A 16,252-nucleotide genomic window follows, 5' to 3' on the forward strand; every position below is an offset into this window, starting at 1 on the left:
TGCAAATGAGGGAGCGATGATCTACCGACTTTACTCGGCCGATCGCCGGGCAGGAAGCCCGATCGGTGAAACCGAAATGCCCAGCAACTTCGCAGCACTCGACTGGGCGCAGTCCTGGCTGCGCGAGCAAAGCGGGAGCGAGCGCTATTCCATCGCAAGCGAGGACGGCAGCTTCGGCGCAACTTTTGTTAGAACTGCCGGCGGGCAGTGGTATGCCATCGGCCAGGACCCAGGCTAAGCACGAGCCTATTGTAGCCGCACCGAAAATCGCAAGAATTGCGTAGCTTGCCGGGCCACCGAGAAGGTGGCGCCGGCAAGCCCTTCACATCCCGGGATCAGGCCGCGTCGCGCGCCTCATCCTTCGGGCCTTCGATGCGATCGTTGGCGGCCTTGCCGCCGATCTCGATACGCCGCGGCTTCATCGCTTCTGGCACCACGCGCCTCAGCGCGATCGTGAGCAAACCGTGCTCGAAGGTTGCGTTGCCAGCCTCGATAAAGTCGGCAAGCTGGAAGCGGCGCTCGAAAGAGCGCGTGGCGATACCGCGGTGCAGATATTCACCGCTGGTATCGTCATCGGAGCGCTTGCCTGTCACCGTCAGCAGGTTCTGCTGGGCGACGACCTCGATGTCTTCGGGCCGGAAACCGGCCACCGCGAGCGTAATGCGGTAGCTGTCTTCCCCGTCCTTCAGGATATCGAAGGGGGGGAAAGCCATCGGGCACTTCAGCGCGCGATCCGGTTTCCAGGAGATCGAAGAGCCGGTCGAAGCCGACCGAGGAACGCCGATAGGGCGCAAAGTCGAAGTTGGTTCTCATTTCCAAATCCTCCTATCGAAGCAATTCGGACTTGAGATGCACCGGAACACAGAGCCGGTGCCCTCTATGTCCACCGGACCCGAACGCGGCATCCGGCACCGGCTAGCTAATTTTGGCTTCGGCAATTTCAAGAGTGATCGATCATCTCATTGCCCAAAAAATTAGGATGAACGTGCGTCCGCTATCAGACGCCATGCAGCGGGCTTTGAATGGCACAAGAGCCGGCGGCTGCCGATATTCCTTACCCTGTTGGCTTATCAGGTTTGAAGCCGCGATGAGCGCGATCCGCTGACGGCGCAGCTAGGCTGTTACCAACCTCAACATGCGCCCCGATGGCTGCAAGGACACCTGCCGGCCCCAGTCGAACGCGAGATAGTCCTGCTCGATGCCATCGGCGAAAATAACGCCGCCTTCGTTCATATGCGAGGTGACGCTCAGCGGTGCCCCATCCAGTTTGCCGGCGCGCATCGTGGTCGCGGTGGCGACGCTCGGGAATGGCTCGCGAACGAAATAGGCAACTGCATGCTCTTGCGGCGAAAGCAGGATCGGGTTGCCGGTCGCCTCCATGATCGATCGCGCCCAACCGGTCGCACCTGTGCCGGAAGCAACGATCAGCCCACTCGACGAATGGTTCTCGGCGCTATCACCAATCGCAATGCGATAGCGCGCCGATTGGTGGCTGCGGTGGCCGACGAATAGCTCGTTCAGCGCGACGAGAGTTTCGCCCGTGTCGAGCACGGCTTCGACCATCGTCCGCTCTTCGATCGTGATGTCCCCGTGGTGAGAAGCGCGCAGAGCCCGGTGCAAATTACCGAGCGGCACTCGCACCAGAACGCCGTCGTAAAGATCCGGCGCCGGGTTCACTCCCAGCACCGGCTGCCCGCTCAAATATTTGGCGACGTTTGCGATCAGGCCATCCTGGCCGACCGCGATGATCACATCGTCGGGCGCGAACAGGAAGCGGTCGAGGTCGGCGCGGCGTACCAGGGCCTGCCGCCAATCGGCGGGCGCCGAGGCGCGCGCCTGGCGCAGCACAGCCTGGAACTTTGCGTGGCGCGCCTCGAGATCAGCCAACCTCTGCCCGCGCGTCTCGAGATAGAAACGCGCCTGCTCGCGCGTGGCATGCCGCGCGAGCAGAAGCTCATAGTCGGTCTCGCGCGTCACGAACACGGCCCGGGGTGCGGTGGTGGTCATGATCGCGCCGCCTATTTAGCCGTGATCGCCGCTGGAGGCGCTTGCCGGAACTCGCGCATAATCGTCGCCAGCAGGTCGGGCGTGACGTTCAGGTGCTCGATCGTGTCGAGATTGCCGGCCAGTTCCCGAGCCGCAAGACCAAGGAGGACCGCGGGTGGAAGGTCGCGGTAGATCGCGATGTGCGCCTGCTCCGTCTCTGCCTTGGCGCTCTCAATCGTGCGGATGCGTCCGGCCTCGGCTCCCGCCTCGATCTGCTGGGCTTCCGCAAGTCCCGTCGCGCGGTTGCGGGCATTCTCCGCCTCCTCGGCGATCAGCTGTTTTTCGCGCCGTGCGAGCTCGGTCTTGTTGGACAGTTCGTTCTCCGCGATCGCGCGCTCCTTGTCGACCGCGAGCGCCCGGCGCTCGAACATCGCCTCGTCCGCCTTTTGCTGTAGCTGCTCGAAGGTCGGCGTCTGAAGCGCGCGTTCCAGTTCGCTGCTCGGTGCAAGATTGTTGAGGCGTACAGCCACGACGGCGAGGCCGATCTCGGCGAGCGTCGGATCATTGGCGAGCGCCTGTTCGAGCCGCTGGCGCAGCGGTTCGACCCCGGCATCGAGGAGAGCGCGTACGGGGGCTTCAGCGAGATATTGCAGCGTCGCCTGGTTTACGAGGCCCGCTAGACGCGTCTCGATCCGCTCGATGGGTTCGCGGATATATTGGCCATTGGCCAAGCCGATGGTGAAATCGATGCGCTCGGCAAGCCGCTCGGGCTCCACCACGCGCCACCCGATCGCGCCCTGGACATTGACCGCCTGGAAGTCGGCACTGCGCCCCTTGACGAAGAGTGTCGTCTCGCGATCGTCCATCGGGACCTCGGCAATGCTGGCGGTTTCCGGCCTGAACCAGAAGACCAGGCCGCGGCCGCTCTGACGGACACGGCCATTGCGGTAGCGGATGACGTGGTGGCTGGCATCGCTGCGCAGCTGCGCGAAGAAACCGAAGCTCGTAATCTGGGCCATCTTTGCCTCCCTCAATCGATTGGCTTGAAACGGTAGAGTTCCGCGGGTCGGAACGAAGTGCCTGCCTCGCGTTCGCCGGTGCCTTCAAGCCAGCCGCGGTCGAGCATGCGGCGCCGAAAGGCGGGCTTGTTCAGTCGCACACCGAGGATCGCTTCATGGACATCCTGCAACTGGCGCAGCGTGAACAGCTCGCGCAACAGCGCAAAGGCGATCGGCGAATAGTCGAGCTTTCCCCGCAGGCGCTTGATCGCGAGACCGAGAATATCGGCGTGGTCGAAGGCCAAAGGGAGCACTTCTCCCTGATCATCGCAGGCGGTGACCAGGCCGCCGACCTCTCCCGCCCAGGGGATGGTGAGCTCGGCAAGCGTCAGTTCGGCGCTCTGCTTGAGGGCGGCCGCGAACCGATCCGCCGGCAGCAATGCGAAATAAGCGATCGTGACAACGCGGGTTCGAGGATCGCGCTTTGGAGCGCCGAAAGTGTAGAGCTGCTCGATATAGGCATCTTCGAGGTGCGCCTCTGTCCCGAGCAGCCGGAGTGCCGCTTCGTCCAGGCCTTCGTCGATACCGACAAATCCCCCTGGCAACGCCCATTGCCCCAGGAACGGATGCTCCTCGCGTCGGCGCAGAAGCGCAGCAGGAACGCCCTCGACCATCGTCATGAGAACGAGGTCAACGGTGACCGAGGGCCGTGCGAAGACAGCCGGATCATAGCTGGCAAGGAACTCGTCTTCGGTCATGGCAAAAGCCTTATATGCGTCATGCATATTAGTTATACGCAAAATGGATATATGTCAAATGAGAATAAGAGTCCGAGTGTGCGAAATTCCGAAAACCCCCTCGATCGAGGGATGGCGCGCGGCCCGAAAGTAATGTTGGTTAGGCGCTCTCTCAGCGCTTACCAACGAGACGCGCGGCATGAGCGATGACGAAGATGCCCGGGCGGAGCGGGCCCGCAGCGGCCATCCGTTTTTGAATTCCCCGCAGGCGGCCCATTATCTGCGCATGTCCAACCGGCAGATGGAACGGCTGCGAAGCCGCGGCGACGGGCCACGCTTTCGCCGGCATGGGCGATACGTCCGATATCATATCGACGACCTTGATGCCTGGTCGGAGAGCACGCGGATACCGAGCGACGGAGACTGAGGACCCGAGCGCTTGCCGCCTTGGTGCATTGGCGCTTCATACACCCGCCGCACGCGGCGCTGCCCAGTGAGGCGAGCCAAGGCGAGTGCCTGCTGTCGCTCGGGGTAACCGAGTAGCGAAAGCGTCGTTTCAGAAGGTTCCTGGCCCTCGCGCCTGACGCCGCGAAACGCGCTCTACTGCGCTAGGCTCACCTGCGTTCGCCGAGCTCCGCCGGGCCGCGCTCGCGCGTCCCGGCCATTCGGTCACGATCACGGGGCGGGGCCGGTGCCCGCGCACCGGCTGAAATGACGCCGCGCCTCGTGGGCGCGGCGGCGCTGGTTGTTGGCCTTTCCCTCGTCGCGTGGGAAGCGGCGCTCCCTTCTGGGCGGTCCCCGGCGTGCCGCAAGCCGGCCTCGCGGCCGGCTCCTCCTCTTCGTTCCGGCCCTTGCCACCCCGTCGCTCGCGCGGCGGGGACCCCGGCTGCGGGTGCGGCCCGCCTCGCGGGGACCGCCCTGCCGGTCGCTCTCGCCGCTCCCCCCGCTCCTGCGGGAAAGCCCTGGTGGGTTTTTGGGGCGGGAGATGAGGTGACCCATGCGCCAAGCCTGCCGACCTTACGCTCGCGGACGACGTTCCGTGTCCCGGACCCATGAGCCGCGCGCCAATCTCTATGACGAGGTGACTGCCCGCATCGTCGCCGAGCTCGAAGCCGGTCGCTTCCCGTGGGTGCAGCCTTGGGCCGGCAGCGCGGGCCTTGAAGCGGGCGGGATCGCGCCGGGACTGCCGCGCAATGCGCTCACCTCGCGCGCCTATTCTGGGATCAACGTCCTGATCCTCTGGGGCGCGGTCATCGAGCGGGGCTATCCTTCGCAGGGCTGGCTCACTTACCGGCAGGCGGCGAGCGCGGGCGGCTCCGTTCGCAAGGGCGAGAGCGGGACCTGCGTCGTCTATGCCGACCGTTTCGTGCCCGAGGCCGAGAAGGTGCGCGCGCACGATACCGGCGAGGACGCCCGCGCCGTCCCCTTCCTCAAGCGCTTCACGGTCTTCAACGTTGCGCAATGCGATGGCCTGACCGAGGGACTTGCCATCGACGCCCCATTGCTGCCCGAGCGCGAAGTGGTGCCGCTTGCTGAGCAGGTGATCGCAGCCTCGGGCGTCGATTTCCGGGTCGGCGGCGCCAAGGCCTTCTACGTGCCAAGTGCCGACTATGTGCAGGTGCCGCCGCAGCCCGCTTTCTTCGAGCAGATCAACTACTACCGCACCGCGCTCCACGAACTGACCCACGCGACCGGCCACGCCTCGCGGCTGGCGCGCGACCTCAAGAACACGTTCGGTTCGAAGGATTACGCGCGCGAGGAACTCGTCGCCGAGATGGGCAGCGCCTTCCTCTGCGCGGCGCTCGGGATCGTCCCGACCGTGCGGCATGCCGACTATCTGGGCAGCTGGCTCGAGGTCCTCAAGGAGGACAACCGGGCGGTGTTCCGTGCCGCTAGCCAAGCGAGCAAGGCGGCCGATTGGCTGCTCGCGCGGCATGCCGCTTTCGCGGGCGATGCCGCTGGCGATTCGCAAGCCGAAGCACCCCGCACGGACGCGACCGATCCGGTCCAGCCTCGGCAAGAGGGAGAAGCGGCATGATCATCTTGCCTCCCCAGCTGCGCACGGCGCTGCGTTTCAACCACTTCGCTCGGCTCCAGGCGCTTCGCGAGGAACGCCCCGAGCCCGATCCGATTCCGGTCATCAAGCTGTTCAATCCCATCGGCGCGGCGACGTGGCTCGCGAGCGAACTCGGGTCAGACGGTGACACGCTGTTCGGGCTCGCCGACCTAGGTTTCGGGTGTCCGGAACTTGGGTCTTTCAGCCTGTCGGAGATCGGCGGCGTGCGCCTGCCCTTCGGTCTCGGGATCGAACGCGACGCCCTGTTCACCAGCGACAAGCCGCTGTCGGTCTGGAGCGAGGCAGCGCGCCGAAACGGAGCGATCTTCCTCGCCGAATTCGAATTCCGCCGCGACGCGGCAACCGGACTTCCGCCGCTGAGGCGCGGCGGATGACGTGGGCGGCCGTCCGCCGCCCAACCGAAAGCCGGTCCGCGTACCCACGCTAATGAAACGCGGACCGGCGCCTCTCTCGAAAGGAGAGTAGGGATGGAGCGCCATACCCCTTCGCAGAGGCTGGTTTCGCCATCCCTCTCGCCGAACCGGACGTGCAATTTTCACTGCATCCGGCTCTCCACGCGTGACCGAGGCCACGGGTGTCTGTCAGGCTACGGCAAGCTGCCGCATCATCGGCCAGAAGTCACGGCGGTCTCCCGTCCATGCCTCGTCGATGATGTCCCAACCGTTGGTGATCTTGGTGCCCCGGAACGGGTAGGGGGAGGTGCCCCCCTCACTGAACCGGCGCAGCCGCGCCGTTCCCTCTGTCCAACGCAGCGGCCCCCCGGGCGCTCTTCGGTAGAAGCGCCGGAAGATCGTTCGCCGGGTTTTCGGGTGTTTCTTGCGCAGCCATCGATAGATGCGCTCCCAAAGCCAGTGGTCCAGTTTGCTGAACTCACGGCATGCTCGCATGGCGTGACGATAGTAGGTTCGCCACCCCAGTATGAGCGGGTTGAGGTTGTCGATGATGGCGGACAGCGCGAGCAGAAGGCTCGGCCTCTTGGTCCGCGCCTTGATCGTATCGCGCAGACGCTGCAGCCTGCTCAGTGGAATGAGCAGTTTGCAGACGAACCGCCCGGATCGGGGGGATCGCTTCTTCACGATCCGATAGCCGAGAAAGTCGAAGCCCTTTCGGATATCGGTGATCAAGGTTTTCTCAGGCGACAATTCAAGGCGCAATTCCTCGCGGAGGAACCTTGCCAGCGCTTCCTTCTCGGCTTCTGCCGCCGCTCTTGGTCCCGACACGAGAACGACGAAGTCGTCCGCATATCGCACGATGTAGAAGGTGGCCTTGCCGCTATTGTAATCGCGACCGCGACGCTGGGTCGCGCTGGTCACCGTCTCGTATGGACCCGGCGTCCACCGCCTGTATCGCTCGTCGATCGCTGTCAGGACGATGTTCGACAGCAGCGGCGATATGATGCCGCCCTGCGGAGTTCCCGCGACTGGGTGGCGAACGGTGGTCTCGACCATGATCCCTGCCCTCAGGAAGGCGAGCACGAGCCGCAGGATCTTGCGATCCCTTATGCGGCGTCGCACCCGCTCCATCAGCCGGTGGTGGTCGATGTTGTCGAAGCATCCTTTGATATCGCCTTCGATCACGTAGGTGATCCGCGAGTTACACCAGCGGTTCGGGTTAACCTGCCGCTGGATCATCGCGATGGCGTCGTGGGTGCTGCGACGACGTCGGAAGCCGAACGAGGTCGGATAGAAGTCCGCCTCGAAGATCGGCTCCAGAACAAGCTTCAAAGCCATCTGTACCAAGCGGTCTTTCAGCGTAGGAATGCCCAGCGGTCGGACCTGACCCGGCTTTCCCGCTTTGGGGATAAGCCGCTGCCGCACAGGCTGAGGCCTGTAAGTTCCTGCGCGAAGCTCCGCCTCGATCTCGTCGAGAAAGCGCTCCACGCCGCCGGTACGCTGTTCGACCTGTATCCGCCCCATGCCGTCTGTGCCGGGCGTCCTGCTGCCCCTGTTACGGGCCATCTTGCGCCAAGCGTAGCCGAGCGTGCGGCGGTCACTCACCAGATTGAACAAGTCCCCAAACGTCTTGTCCGGGGCTGCCTGACTCCACCGATACAGCTTGCACTGCATGTCGAGGATGAACTCGGTATTCACCGGGCCGGGCTGACGCCCACCTCCTGCCGGCTCGCTGTATCCGCTGCCCCCCTTCGCCATGTGAACGGCTTTCCCGTTCTCGGACTACTACGAGGGCTCCGTCCCACGTCACCGCGATCATCGGTCGCTTCGATCATCTCCGTGAGAGATGCGGCAACGTGGTTCTTGGGTTCCGCAACTGACCTTTCACTTGCTTTAGGGACCGACTTTACCCCGTGTGACAACTGGCCTGCGACCACCACAGTCTTAGTCGCAAGCTGGCGCGCGGATGACCGCGCTCCCCTGGGCCGCTTCACCTACAGCCAGCCCGGCGCATCACTGGCCCGAAGGCCATGCCGCCCACATCCGCATCGGCGACATTCATGTTCCAACGAGGCGTCAACCATCGGTTCGATTCCTCTTCCCTTGGCAAGTTCGCTCGCCGGGTCGCTTCAGATCGCGGAAGTTCTCCTGTCCCCGGCTTTGACGGGTTCTGCTCATTTACGGCTCGCCGGAAGCACCCGGTTCACCTCACCCGTCTGCTTTTCCCCCCGCGCTGCGTCGCGTTGGGCGCGAGGTCCTCCCCCTCGCAAGGTCATTCGCAGCTTTTAATGATCAGAATTTCTCCTTTCTTTTCAAACCCAACGCACAGGCAACTGTCATGATCCTCGACTTTATCGCTCTCGACAAGCTCCGCGTCAGCAAGGCCAACATGCGCCATGCGAAAAAGCCGCCCGACGTCTCGGACATCCTTCCCACCGTTCGCGCGCGCGGCGTGCTCGTTCCGCTGATCGTGCGGCCCTGCGCCGGGTCCGGAGAGGATGGCGCCCCCCTCTTCGAGATCGTCGCAGGCGCGCGGCGCTTCCATGCCGCGCGCATCGTCGCCGACGAGCAAGGCGGGACGGGCGGCGAGATCGATCCGCTGCCCTGCGCGGTACTGGACGCAGGCGACGACGCCGCAGCTATCGAAGCCTCGCTGATCGAGAACCTTGCCCGGCTGGAGCCCGACGAGGTCACGCAGTGGGAGACTTTTACCCGTCTCGTTCGCGAAGGCCGCGAGCCCGAGGCCATCGCCGCGACTTTCGGCCTTGCCGACCTCACGGTCCGGCGCGTCCTCGCGCTCGGCAACCTGCTGCCGCGCATTCGCGACCTCTACCGCCGCGACAAGATCGACCGCCTGACGGTGCGGCACCTGACGCTTGCCAGCAAAGCGCGGCAGCGCGACTGGCTCGGGCTGCATGACGATCCGCAGGCCCACGCGCCCACAGGCCAGAACCTCAAGTCATGGCTATTCGGCGGCCAGTCGATCCCCTTGCGCCATGCGCTCTTTGACACGGCCGGCATGGACGGGATCGTCACCGACCTGTTCGGCGAGGACGCCTGGTTCGCGGACGCCGAGGCCTTCTGGGCCAAGCAGGACGCGGCCATCGAGGAACGCCGCGCGGCCTATCTCGAAGCAGGCTGGGCCGATGTGGTCGTGGTCCCGCGCGGCAGCCACTTCCAGAGCTGGGAGCATGAGAAGGCGCCCAAGCGCAAGGGCGGGCGCGTCTATATCGACGTGCGAACAAGCGGAGAGGTGAGCTTCCACGAGGGCTATGTCACCCGAAAGGAAGCGCAGCGGATCGAACGCGGCGAGCCGGCCTCGACGCCGAAGACGCCGCGCCCGGAACTCACCAGCAGCGTCCAGACCTATGTCGACCTGCACCGCCATGCCGCGCTGCGCGCCGCAATGACCGGGCACCCCGCGCTCGCGCTGCGGCTCATGGTCGCGCACGCCATCGCCGGCTCGCCGCTCTGGACGCTGCGGACCGAGCCACAGGCGACGAAGGACGATGCAATCGGCGAAAGCGTCGAAGTCTCGCCGGGCGAAACGCTGTTCGACGAGAAGCGCCGCGCCGTCCTCGCGCTGCTTAGAATGTCCGCCGAGGAGCCGACCGTGACCGGGGGGCACGATCCCCACGGCCTCGTCGGCCTGTTCCAGCGGCTCGTCGCGCTGGACGACGCGGCAGTTCTCTCGGTGATCGCGGTCGTCATGGGCGAGACGCTGCAAGCGGGAAGCGCCGCGGTCGATGCTGTCGGCGCCGAGATCGGCATCGACATGGCGCGCTGGTGGCAGGCCGATGAGGCGTTCTTCACAGGGCTTCGCGACCGCGAGGTCCTGACCGCGATGGTTGCCGAGGTGGCCGGCCCCCGCGTTGCCGAGGCCAATGCGCGCGAGACGGGCAAGGTCTTGAAACAGATTGTGCGCGATCATCTCGCGGGTTCGGGCGGGCGCGAGAAGGTCGAGGGCTGGGTGCCGCGCTGGATGGCCTTCCCGCCCGCAGCCTATACGGCGCGCGGCGGCGTTGGCAGCGTTGCCGCCCATGCTGACGTCATGGCGGCGCGAGCGGCTTTGGACGTCGAGGCGCAAGCGGAAACGGATGCGCCGGATGAGACGAACGGAGCAGGGACCGAAGACGGCGATGGCGCCGCTGACGTCGCGGTGCAGCAGCTCGCGGCTTAGTTCGGGGCGGGCGGCGGACATGCCGCCCGCTTCCTCATTCAGGGCGCGAATTTCGCAGCGCCGCTCGGCCCGAGGGCCTTGCGGCGCGGCGATTCTCTTCCGAAGCGGAAGTATTTCGCCGCGACCGGATGAGGTTCTGGTGACAATCTGCTAGTAGGAATGTGGGCCAGAATTCTTGGGGGAAGCAGACCGATGGGGGGGATTGAGGCACTGGGCGATGGGTCTTCTGCTCGCCGGGCTGGCCGGCGCACCCGTCGTCGCCAATGCCCAGTCCGTTTCTGGAGAAGCACGCGCAGGCGATGGAGACTCGCTCGAAGTCGGTGGCCGCAGGGTCCGTCTCGTCGGCATCGACGCGCCCGAACTCGATCAGACCTGCGACCGGAGCGGCATAACCTGGCGTTGCGGCGAGGATGCGAAAGCGTTTCTCGCGAGCCTCGTCGCCGGCCAGCGCCTCGACTGCCAAGGTCAAGGCAGCGATCAATATGCAAGGGTTCTCGCCGTGTGCTGGGCGGGCCGGACCGAGATCAACCGCGTCCTGGTCGAACAGGGCTGGGCCACCGCCTTCCGCCAATACAGCGATGCCTACGCCGCCGACGAGCTGCGCGCCAAGGCCCAGCATCTGGGCATCTGGAATTCGACCTTCGTGAGTCCAGGCGACTATCGTCTTGCCAAGCTACCGCCAGTGCCGCGCAGCGCGCAGGTCCGGGCCGCACCGGTATCGCGCCCGGCAAGCAGCTATTCAGGTGGCTGCTTGATCAAGGGCAATCACAGCCGCCGAGGTGAGTGGATCTACCACTTGCCGGGCATGCCCTATTACGAGCAGACTCGCGCCGAGGAGATGTTCTGCAGCGAGGCGGACGCGGTCGCCGCCGGCTATCGCCGGTCTCGCGCCGCGCCATGAACGGCGCCTATCGCTGGCTCTAAACGCGCTTGCCGATGGGGAGGGGATGCTCGCTACATAGTCCGCAAGGGCCATTTTACAGTTCGAAACGGCGCGCGTCCCCGCGCGATGACCGGCCGGCCGGCTTCCTCGACGATGGCCAAGCCGCGTCGTTCGAGCTCGCCTAGCAGCGCCGACTTGCCGCCGCGAGAGCATCCGGAGATGGCGAAGAGCCGGTTTCTCGTGCTGTCCTGCCCCTGTCCCTGTCCCAAAGTCATTCCTGTTCGCCTCGGCCCCATCCGCGGCCCGTGCTTGGCTGCTCTGGCACCGGCCATGCCTCGCTTGCAACGGCTCCGCCGACCTTCTTCCCCGGCGCGGTTCCCGCGCCTTCCTCGCGAGGCAAGAAGCCCGGCTCCCGCCGTCCTCCGCTTCGCTGCGGCCCATGGGTGCAAGCGGTCCCGTCCGCCGCCGATCGAGCGCCATCGGGCCACGCTGGGTGGCGCCGAGCACATGGCAGGAGACGAAACATGGCACAGATCGGCACGTTCACGCGCGATGAAACCGGCACTTTCACCGGAACCATCCGCACCCTCACGCTCAACGTCAAGGCGGTGATGAAGCCTGCAGCGCGCGAGCACGACAAGGCGCCCGACTACCGCGTCACGGCCAACGGCGGCGTCGAATTCGGGGCCGGTTGGACCAAGGCGGCGCGCGAGACCGGCGCTGAATACCTCTCGGTCAAGCTCGACGATCCCTCGTTCCCGGCGCCGATCTACGCTACGCTCGTCCAGGGCGAAAACGGCGAGCACAAGCTCATCTGGTCGCGCTGACTTCCCTCGCTGCGGCGCCCTCGCGGGCGTCACAGCCAGGATTTACCGAGCACGAAACGGCCTCGTGGAACATCCCCCCGCGAGGCCGTTTCCGTGTGGCTGGTCCTGGCGTTCCCATACGATCCCAGGGGCGCTTTCGATGGCGAAGATCAGGGATGCCGGCGAGAGGTGAAGGGAAGGATTTTCGCTCGGGTCTGCCCAGTCTACGGCGCCGCGCGAGCCGCCTCAAGGACGACAGGGCCCCACGGTTTTGCACGGGCGGCGCGGGCCATGGCGCATTCCTTCGGGCGCCGTTCGCCCGCACAAAACCGTTACCCCCATCGCCGCTTCGCGGCCGCTGGCGCGGTCCTTGACCCGGCCCGCGCGGCGCCGGGCACGCCTCCCGTCCTTCAGGCAATCAGGAGACGAGAGATGGCCATCGAACAGCAGATCGAGGAATTGCGCGCGGAGCTTTCAGGCTGCGACGAGCCCGGCGAACGGGCGCGGATCGCGGCCGAACTCGAAGCGGCAAGGGCGCAGATCGCGGCGCTCGGCGGGTGCGATTGAATCGCCAGGCACGGCTTCCGGGCGGCGCCGAGAGACGTCGTTCGGGAGCCTGTTTCTATGCTCGCTGACAAAGTTTCGGAGCAGTCTAGGCAGCTCTCCTAGTGACAAGTGATGTCCCTTCCTCAACAATCCGGCCCGTTCTTCCTCCCTAGGTCTAGGGAGGAAAGCGAAAGGCAACTGCGTCGCGTTCCATGGACGGGGGGGATCGATGACAAGGGTCACGAGGACAGTTTCTCCGCCAACTCAGGCTGAAACAGCAATGCGCTGCATCTTTCATCGCGGATGACGGAGCTCGCAGACGGCTCACGATCCCACTGGTGTCCACGGCATCGAGAAAGCCGTCCATCAGCGTCCAGGCATGTTCGGGGGAGGGCTGGGCAGAGGGGAAGGGGCAGGGGAAGGCAAGATAAAGAGCCTGCCTACCTACGGGCCGGCAATCGCAGTCTGCACAGGGTTTTGGCGGTAGGCATGCCCCAGGCCCATGCCTACCGCGTGGCACCATAATCCGCTAAAATCACGCAGGTCTGCGGGTCTCGGCGGCACTGTCATTGGAGGCTCTTGAAGGGCACGCCGCGGCTCCCTTCATCACCCATTCCTCAAGGGCAATCGAAAGGATCGGTGATGGCACAGGGTGATGGGTTCGACGTCTGGCTGGGACGGATCGGCAAGGACAGCCCCATGCGCCGGCAGCTTGGCGCGATCCGCGCGCGCCGCGCCGGTAAGGCCGGCAAGCGCAGCGCCTTCACCGGCAGCATCATCGGCCGCGGCTCGGGCATCGGCCGCATGCTCGGCTCTCGCGATCAGATGTCCTCGCGCTTCTCGCGGCGGGTGGTGGTCAAGACGCGGATCGTCCGCCTCGGCCCGAAGGGCTTCAAGGGCGCCAAGGCGCACCTGCGCTATCTCGAGCGCGATGGGACGACGCGCGATGGCGGCCGCGGAACGCTATACGGGCCGGGCGAGGACAGCATCGACGGCAAGGCCTTCCTCGAACGCGGCGCCGACGACCGCCACCAATTCCGCTTCATCGTCGCCCCCGAGGACAGCGCCGAGTACCCGGATTTAAAGCCCGTCGTGCGCCGGCTGATGGACCAGATGGAAAAGGATCTCGGCACCAAGCTCGACTGGGTCGCCGTCGATCACTTCAACACAGGCCATCCTCATGCGCACGTCATGCTGCGCGGCAAGGACGAACTCGGGCAGAACCTCGTCATCGCGCGCGAGTACCTGACCCAAGGCCTGCGCGAGCGGGCGACCGAGATCGTCAGTCTGGACCTGGGACCGCGCACCGAAGCCGAGATCCTGCGCAGCCGCACGAACGAGGTCGCGGCGGAGCGGATGACCGGCATCGATCGCTCGCTTCTGGGAGCGGTTCGGGGCGACGGCCTAGTCCGGCCCGTCCATGGCGACGCGATCGAGCAATCGCTGCGCGCCGGGCGGCTGCAGTCGCTCGGCCGGATGGGACTTGCCGAAGAGGTGACCCGCGGCGCCTGGAAGCTCGACCCCAATCTCGAGGAAAAGCTTCGCCGCCTGGGCGAGCTTGGCGACATCATCCGAACTATGCACCGCGCGCTGCGTGAAAAGCTGCCCGAGCGCAGTCCCGACCACGTGGCGCTCTACGAGCCCGCCGGCGGCCGCGCGGCGCCGCTGGTGGGACGGGTCATCGAGCGCGGCCTCTCCGACGAGCACGCCGATCGCCACTACCTGATAGTCGACGGAGTCGATGGCCTCGCAAGATATGTCGACATCGGTGCCCATGCCGAGGCCTTTCCCGAAAACGCCATCGTGCGCCTCACGGGCAGGCAGACGCGAGCCCATGCCTTCGATCACACCGTGGCGCGCGTCGCGGAAGCGAACGGCGGGCGTTACTCGGTCGATATCCACCTGCGTCACGACCGCACGATCATGCAGGATTTCGCCGAGCGGCACGTGCGCCGGCTTGAGGCGATCCGCCGGGCGGACGGCGGCGTCGCTCGGGATATCGACGGCACTTGGCTCATCGCGCCAGGCCACGTCGCCCGCGCCGAGGCCTACGAGCGCGAACTGACCAGGCGCAATCCGATCGTGCTTGAGACGCTGTCGGCGCGGCCCCTCGAGCAGCTTCCCCATCACGAGGGCGCGACATGGCTCGACCGCGAATTGGTGAGCGCGGACAAGATACCGCTAAAGGCCGGGTTCGGGGCACAGGTGAACCGGGCGCTCTACATGCGCCAACAATGGTTGATCGAGCAGGGTCTGGCCGAACTCGAAGAGGGCAATATGGTCAACTACCGCAAGGGCTTCACCTCCGCCCTCCAGCAGCGCGAGTTGCGGCGCGTGGGCGCGCAGTTCAGCCGCGAGCTTGGACTGGCCTATGCCGAGGTCGGGCAGGGCGCGCACATTGAGGGAAAGATGAAGGGCACGGTGCAGGTCGGCGACACCAAGTTCGCGCTGATCGAGAAGTCGCGCGAGTTCAGCCTTGTACCTTGGCGGCCCGTGCTCGAGGGGGGCAATCGGCAAGCACGTTTCCGGCATTTCGATGGGAGAGGGAATCGACTGGACGATCGGCCGGAGTCGCGGCCTCGACATCGGCATGTGAAAGCCGATTTCCGGAAAATCGGTGCTGACATTCACCAAAAAGGTACCTGGAGTCGGCGGAGAGGTACTTTAAGCGCCGCTCGACTCGCGAGATAATCGGCTTTCCCAACAGGAGAACGCCGATGAAGCGGAACGTGCGTAACCAGGTCTATCTCCCCCCGAGGCAAACGCAGCGGCGGGATCGTCTCGCCTCGCGACTGCGTGCTTCCAAGACCTCGGTGCCCACCGTCGCGTTCGAGCTGCTGTTCGAGCACACGCGGCCAGCGAACTGGCCGCGTGTTGCCGGATCCGACCCGAAAGAGTCCTCACCAGTCTCCTCCAGACACCACTGGTCCACTTCACCTGCGCGGCCACAAGAACGACAATGGACCTTAGATGCAGGAGACGCTCGATGAAACGAAAGACCCGGCACCAGTTCTACCTCCCCCACAGCCACACCGAGCGCCTGGATCGCCTCGCCGCGCGTCCTGGCGCGTCGAAGACCTCGGTCCTGACTGCTGCCCTCGACCTGTTCTTCGAGCACGAGGGGGCCATTGAGCTCGACGCGCATTTTGGAAGGAGGCTCGACCGGCAAAGCCGAACCGCCGAGCGGATCGAACAAAAGGTCGAAGCGCTGACCGAGCTCGTCGGCGTATTCATCCATCACCACCTTTCAGCGACATCGCTCCAACCAGCCATGAGCGAAGAGATGAGCCGCCTCGGCCAGCAGCGCTTCCAGAAACTGCTCGCCTTCGTAGAAAACCGGCTGGCCCAGGGCGGGACCGCGGCGCGGCTCGCAAAGCCGAAATCAGCCAAGGGAGACAGCCATGAGTGAAGGCGATCCGTTCAAGCCGCTGACCGTGCGAATTCGTGATGCCTGCCGTATGACCGGCATCGGGCGCTCGAAGCTTTACGAGCTCATCGAAAGCGGCGACATCGAGGTGATCAAGATCGGCCGGATGACGCTTATATCTGTCTCCGAATTGGAGGCATTTATTGCGGCGCATAGGGGGGTGAATTCCGCGAGACGGCATTGATTTTTCGCTGGTAAGCGGCGAGAATCTGGCATGTTC

At 65.2% G+C, this 16,252-nt stretch carries 15 protein-coding genes and 1 pseudogene; 11 read left to right on the forward strand and 5 right to left on the reverse strand.

Features of this window, described 5'->3' with window-relative positions; translation table 11 throughout:
• The first annotated feature begins 16 nt into the window (after window positions 1–16).
• Entirely contained in the window at window positions 17–238 is a 222-nt protein-coding gene (locus KRR38_RS22465; protein ID WP_217405722.1) for a hypothetical protein, read from the forward strand.
• Between the two features lie 97 nt (window positions 239–335).
• Here the strand turns inward: KRR38_RS22465 and KRR38_RS22470 are convergent.
• The 4 genes and pseudogenes from KRR38_RS22470 to KRR38_RS22485 all read right to left on the reverse strand — a co-directional run bounded on the left by KRR38_RS22470 (window position 336) and on the right by KRR38_RS22485 (window position 3,742).
• Window positions 336–813, reverse strand: a pseudogene (locus KRR38_RS22470) (Hsp20 family protein).
• A 300-nt stretch (window positions 814–1,113) separates the two neighbouring features.
• On the reverse strand, window positions 1,114–2,007 hold the full coding sequence (locus KRR38_RS22475; protein WP_217405723.1) for an NAD(+)/NADH kinase: 894 nt from the start codon (window positions 2,005–2,007) through the stop codon (window positions 1,114–1,116).
• Window positions 2,008–2,018: 11 nt separating this feature from the next.
• On the reverse strand, window positions 2,019–3,005 hold the full coding sequence (locus KRR38_RS22480; RefSeq protein WP_217405724.1) for an SPFH domain-containing protein: 987 nt from the start codon (window positions 3,003–3,005) through the stop codon (window positions 2,019–2,021).
• A gap of 11 nt (window positions 3,006–3,016) precedes the next feature.
• Complete coding sequence (locus KRR38_RS22485; protein WP_217405725.1) at window positions 3,017–3,742, reverse strand: NUDIX domain-containing protein; 726 nt, start codon at window positions 3,740–3,742, stop codon at window positions 3,017–3,019.
• Between the two features lie 178 nt (window positions 3,743–3,920).
• Here KRR38_RS22485 and KRR38_RS22490 point away from each other — a divergent pair, with 178 nt between their 5' ends.
• The 3 genes from KRR38_RS22490 (at window position 3,921) to KRR38_RS22500 (ending at window position 6,172) form a co-directional block, all read left to right on the forward strand.
• Window positions 3,921–4,148, forward strand: coding sequence for an AlpA family transcriptional regulator (locus tag KRR38_RS22490; protein ID WP_217405726.1), 228 nt, complete (start codon window positions 3,921–3,923; stop codon window positions 4,146–4,148).
• A gap of 570 nt (window positions 4,149–4,718) precedes the next feature.
• On the forward strand, window positions 4,719–5,759 hold the full coding sequence (locus KRR38_RS22495; RefSeq protein WP_217405727.1) for an ArdC family protein: 1,041 nt from the start codon (window positions 4,719–4,721) through the stop codon (window positions 5,757–5,759).
• Window positions 5,756–6,172, forward strand: coding sequence for a DUF2958 domain-containing protein (locus tag KRR38_RS22500; RefSeq protein ID WP_217405728.1), 417 nt, complete (start codon window positions 5,756–5,758; stop codon window positions 6,170–6,172). The genes KRR38_RS22495 and KRR38_RS22500 overlap by 4 nt, the downstream gene beginning before the upstream one ends.
• Window positions 6,173–6,379: 207 nt before the next feature.
• Here KRR38_RS22500 and ltrA read toward each other — a convergent pair whose 3' ends face one another.
• On the reverse strand, window positions 6,380–7,948 hold the full coding sequence (gene ltrA, locus KRR38_RS22505) for a group II intron reverse transcriptase/maturase (RefSeq protein ID WP_217405729.1): 1,569 nt from the start codon (window positions 7,946–7,948) through the stop codon (window positions 6,380–6,382).
• Window positions 7,949–8,528: 580 nt separating this feature from the next.
• On the opposite strand from ltrA, the gene KRR38_RS22510 reads away from it, so the two are divergent.
• The 7 genes from KRR38_RS22510 to KRR38_RS22535 all read left to right on the forward strand — a co-directional run bounded on the left by KRR38_RS22510 (window position 8,529) and on the right by KRR38_RS22535 (window position 16,216).
• On the forward strand, window positions 8,529–10,370 hold the full coding sequence (locus KRR38_RS22510) for a ParB N-terminal domain-containing protein (protein ID WP_217405730.1): 1,842 nt from the start codon (window positions 8,529–8,531) through the stop codon (window positions 10,368–10,370).
• Between the two features lie 217 nt (window positions 10,371–10,587).
• Complete coding sequence (locus KRR38_RS22515) at window positions 10,588–11,271, forward strand: thermonuclease family protein (protein WP_217405731.1); 684 nt, start codon at window positions 10,588–10,590, stop codon at window positions 11,269–11,271.
• A 506-nt stretch (window positions 11,272–11,777) separates the two neighbouring features.
• Window positions 11,778–12,080 carry a DUF736 domain-containing protein gene (locus tag KRR38_RS22520; protein WP_217405732.1) on the forward strand — a complete coding sequence of 101 codons (303 nt, stop codon included), beginning with the start codon at window positions 11,778–11,780 and terminating at the stop codon, window positions 12,078–12,080.
• A gap of 411 nt (window positions 12,081–12,491) precedes the next feature.
• A complete protein-coding gene (locus KRR38_RS37100) occupies window positions 12,492–12,626 on the forward strand; it encodes a hypothetical protein (RefSeq protein WP_256449502.1) in 135 nt (44 codons plus the stop codon).
• Between the two features lie 621 nt (window positions 12,627–13,247).
• Window positions 13,248–15,296 carry a relaxase/mobilization nuclease RlxS gene (gene rlxS, locus KRR38_RS22525; protein ID WP_254514933.1) on the forward strand — a complete coding sequence of 683 codons (2,049 nt, stop codon included), beginning with the start codon at window positions 13,248–13,250 and terminating at the stop codon, window positions 15,294–15,296.
• A 295-nt stretch (window positions 15,297–15,591) separates the two neighbouring features.
• Window positions 15,592–16,014: a CopG family transcriptional regulator gene (locus KRR38_RS22530; protein ID WP_217405733.1), complete on the forward strand. Its 423-nt coding sequence runs from the start codon at window positions 15,592–15,594 to the stop codon at window positions 16,012–16,014.
• On the forward strand, window positions 16,007–16,216 hold the full coding sequence (locus KRR38_RS22535; RefSeq protein WP_217405734.1) for a helix-turn-helix domain-containing protein: 210 nt from the start codon (window positions 16,007–16,009) through the stop codon (window positions 16,214–16,216). Before KRR38_RS22530 ends, KRR38_RS22535 begins: the two co-directional genes overlap by 8 nt.
• The last annotated feature ends 36 nt before the right edge of the window (window positions 16,217–16,252 follow it).

It is taken from the genome of Novosphingobium sp. G106, from assembly GCF_019075875.1.
Lineage (GTDB): Bacteria > Pseudomonadota > Alphaproteobacteria > Sphingomonadales > Sphingomonadaceae > Novosphingobium.

Bases quoted from the DNA above. Each gene is read 5' to 3' on its own strand.
- KRR38_RS22465 (WP_217405722.1), top strand. From the start codon at position 17: ATGATCTACCGACTTTACTCGGCCGATCGCCGGGCAGGAAGCCCGATC.
- KRR38_RS22475 (WP_217405723.1), bottom strand. From the start codon at position 2,007: ATGACCACCACCGCACCCCGGGCCGTGTTCGTGACGCGCGAGACCGAC.
- KRR38_RS22480 (WP_217405724.1), bottom strand. From the start codon at position 3,005: ATGGCCCAGATTACGAGCTTCGGTTTCTTCGCGCAGCTGCGCAGCGAT.
- KRR38_RS22485 (WP_217405725.1), bottom strand. From the start codon at position 3,742: ATGACCGAAGACGAGTTCCTTGCCAGCTATGATCCGGCTGTCTTCGCA.
- KRR38_RS22490 (WP_217405726.1), top strand. From the start codon at position 3,921: ATGAGCGATGACGAAGATGCCCGGGCGGAGCGGGCCCGCAGCGGCCAT.
- KRR38_RS22495 (WP_217405727.1), top strand. From the start codon at position 4,719: ATGCGCCAAGCCTGCCGACCTTACGCTCGCGGACGACGTTCCGTGTCC.
- KRR38_RS22500 (WP_217405728.1), top strand. From the start codon at position 5,756: ATGATCATCTTGCCTCCCCAGCTGCGCACGGCGCTGCGTTTCAACCAC.
- ltrA (WP_217405729.1), bottom strand. From the start codon at position 7,948: ATGGCGAAGGGGGGCAGCGGATACAGCGAGCCGGCAGGAGGTGGGCGT.
- KRR38_RS22510 (WP_217405730.1), top strand. From the start codon at position 8,529: ATGATCCTCGACTTTATCGCTCTCGACAAGCTCCGCGTCAGCAAGGCC.
- KRR38_RS22515 (WP_217405731.1), top strand. From the start codon at position 10,588: ATGGGTCTTCTGCTCGCCGGGCTGGCCGGCGCACCCGTCGTCGCCAAT.
- KRR38_RS22520 (WP_217405732.1), top strand. From the start codon at position 11,778: ATGGCACAGATCGGCACGTTCACGCGCGATGAAACCGGCACTTTCACC.
- KRR38_RS37100 (WP_256449502.1), top strand. From the start codon at position 12,492: ATGGCCATCGAACAGCAGATCGAGGAATTGCGCGCGGAGCTTTCAGGC.
- rlxS (WP_254514933.1), top strand. From the start codon at position 13,248: ATGGCACAGGGTGATGGGTTCGACGTCTGGCTGGGACGGATCGGCAAG.
- KRR38_RS22530 (WP_217405733.1), top strand. From the start codon at position 15,592: ATGAAACGAAAGACCCGGCACCAGTTCTACCTCCCCCACAGCCACACC.
- KRR38_RS22535 (WP_217405734.1), top strand. From the start codon at position 16,007: ATGAGTGAAGGCGATCCGTTCAAGCCGCTGACCGTGCGAATTCGTGAT.